Source organism: Nocardioides sp. NPDC057577, assembly GCF_042801335.1.
Taxonomy (GTDB): domain Bacteria; phylum Actinomycetota; class Actinomycetes; order Propionibacteriales; family Nocardioidaceae; genus Nocardioides.
Map to the genome: position 1 here is coordinate 1 of NZ_JBHVGB010000326.1, position 1,841 is coordinate 1,841.

Annotated in this window: 4 protein-coding genes and 1 tRNA gene; 1 reads left to right on the forward strand and 4 read right to left on the reverse strand. The window is 66.3% G+C overall.

The features are described 5' to 3' along the window. Window positions 1-26 precede the first annotated feature (26 nt). Together ACFU7D_RS29500 and ACFU7D_RS29505 are read right to left on the reverse strand one after the other, a co-directional pair. The gene (locus tag ACFU7D_RS29500) at window positions 27-329 is read right to left on the reverse strand and encodes a co-chaperone GroES (RefSeq protein WP_045549525.1); all 303 of its coding nucleotides are present in this window, start codon (window positions 327-329) and stop codon (window positions 27-29) included. A 54-nt stretch (window positions 330-383) separates the two neighbouring features. Next, window positions 384-641, reverse strand: coding sequence for a DUF3618 domain-containing protein (locus ACFU7D_RS29505; RefSeq protein WP_378728780.1), 258 nt, complete (start codon window positions 639-641; stop codon window positions 384-386). 81 nt (window positions 642-722) lie between these two features. Between ACFU7D_RS29505 and bcp the strand changes: the two genes are divergently transcribed. Continuing rightward, window positions 723-1,193 carry a thioredoxin-dependent thiol peroxidase gene (gene bcp, locus ACFU7D_RS29510; protein WP_141806014.1) on the forward strand — a complete coding sequence of 157 codons (471 nt, stop codon included), beginning with the start codon at window positions 723-725 and terminating at the stop codon, window positions 1,191-1,193. Window positions 1,194-1,196: 3 nt separating this feature from the next. On the opposite strand, the gene ACFU7D_RS29515 is transcribed toward bcp, so the two are convergent. Continuing rightward, on the reverse strand, window positions 1,197-1,601 hold the full coding sequence (locus ACFU7D_RS29515) for a hypothetical protein (protein WP_378728781.1): 405 nt from the start codon (window positions 1,599-1,601) through the stop codon (window positions 1,197-1,199). 110 nt (window positions 1,602-1,711) lie between these two features. Beyond that, window positions 1,712-1,793, reverse strand: a tRNA-Leu gene (locus tag ACFU7D_RS29520). Window positions 1,794-1,841 lie beyond the last annotated feature (48 nt).

A 1,841-nucleotide genomic window follows, 5' to 3' on the forward strand; every position in this document is an offset into this window, starting at 1 on the left:
CGTCAGAACGAGCCGACTCGGCAGGGTTACAGGTACAAGCCGGTCGACTCGTCAGCGATCCGCTCAGCGGCGACAGCATGCACGTCACGCTCACGCATCAGGATGTAGACCTCTCCGGCGACCTCGACCTCCGGCTTGTCGTCGGCGTCGAAGAGGACCCGGTCACCGATCTCGACGGCGCGCGCGTGCGGACCGACCGCGACCACCCGTGACCAGGTGAGCCGCCGGGCCGCGCCCATGGCGGCCGTCGCCGGGATGACGATGCCGCCCGAGGAACGACGCTCACCGGCGTCGGACCCGACCTCGACCAGCACCCGGTCGTGGAGCATCTTGATGGGGGTCTTGTCGGTCACGTCCGTCGTTGCCTTGCCGGTGGGGAGTGGTCAGTTGGCCTTGGAGATCTTACGCAGCGTGGCCATGAGCACGACGGTGCCCACCACCCCACCGACGGTCTTGGCGATGTTGCCCATCCTCGGCTCCCCGGATACCGGGTCGACATAGACCGCCTTGAAGGCCGCCACCTGGCGCTGGACGATCGTCTTGGGGCTGCCCCGATAGATCAGCTCGTCGATGGTGCCTGCGAGCCGGTCGCGGATCTCTTCGATCTCGGACTCGAGCGAGGAAGTCTGGTCCTTGGACATGCGCAGACCTTAGCAACCGGCGTACGTCCACTGCGTGCTCCACCGCTGCGGTTCGCCGGATCAGTTGGGTAGGTTGGCGTCATGACGCGTCTCGAGCCGGGCGATGTGGCCCCCGACTTCACTCTTCCCGACGACACCGGCGCGGAGGTCTCGCTCAGCAGCCTCCGCGGCCGCAAGGTGATCGTCTACTTCTACCCCGCCGCGATGACCCCCGGCTGCACCAAGCAGGCCTGCGACTTCACCGACTCGATCGACTCGCTGAAGGCCGCCGGTTACGAGGTCGTCGGCGTATCCAAGGACAAGCCCGCCAAGCTCGCGAAGTTCCGCGAGCGTGACGGGCTCACCATCACCCTGGCCTCCGACGAGGACCTCTCGGTGCACAAGGCGTACGACGCCTACGGCGAGAAGAAGCTCTACGGCAAGGTCGTCGAGGGCGTCATCCGCTCGACGTTCGTGGTCGACGAGGAGGGCAAGATCGAGGTCGCGCAGTACAACGTCAAGGCGACCGGACACGTCGCCAAGCTCCGCCGCGACCTCGGCCTCGCCTCGTAGTCCTTACTGCTGGTCGTCGGGCTTCTTGAAGTCCGGCGGGGGAGGTACGTCCCCCGGGATCTCCTTGGGCTCGACGACCACGGGGCCGGTGTCGGTGCCCCACTTGGAACCGGTCTCCTTCAGCCACTCGCCCGCCTGGGCGGCGACATCGGTCGCGGCGGCGCCGACCTGAAGCAGGCCCGACAGGGCCTGGTTGCGCGGCGATTCGGCGTCAGGTGCGGACGCCATCGCGGCCCGCTTGGCCTCGATCTGAGCCCGGAACTCGCCGGCCTTCTCGATGGTCTTCTCGCCGCCGGTGACAAGGTGAGGTGCTGACTTCACCTTGGCGTCCTCGACGGCGGGCTTGGCGCCTTCGACGCCCTTCTGGACGCCATCGCGCCAGTTTGCCGCGTTGTCCTTGAACGACATGACTTCATCTCTCCTCAGATGGGGTGTTGTGCTTCCATCCTTGAGGGTCAAGGGTCTGTTGTCCATCAGGATCGACCCTGGGACGCCCCGGGTCGGACCCGGACTCTGTGTGCCGAAGGCGGGACTTGAACCCGCACGTCCTAAGACACAGGAACCTAAATCCTGCGCGTCTGCCTATTCCGCCACTTCGGCCGAGCGACGATCAGTCTAGGGACAGATAGAGGCAGGGGGGTATCCCGA

Bases quoted from the DNA above. Each gene is read 5' to 3' on its own strand.
- ACFU7D_RS29505 (WP_378728780.1), bottom strand. From the start codon at position 641: ATGTCCAAGGACCAGACTTCCTCGCTCGAGTCCGAGATCGAAGAGATC.
- ACFU7D_RS29515 (WP_378728781.1), bottom strand. From the start codon at position 1,601: ATGTCGTTCAAGGACAACGCGGCAAACTGGCGCGATGGCGTCCAGAAG.
- ACFU7D_RS29500 (WP_045549525.1), bottom strand. From the start codon at position 329: ATGCTCCACGACCGGGTGCTGGTCGAGGTCGGGTCCGACGCCGGTGAG.
- bcp (WP_141806014.1), top strand. From the start codon at position 723: ATGACGCGTCTCGAGCCGGGCGATGTGGCCCCCGACTTCACTCTTCCC.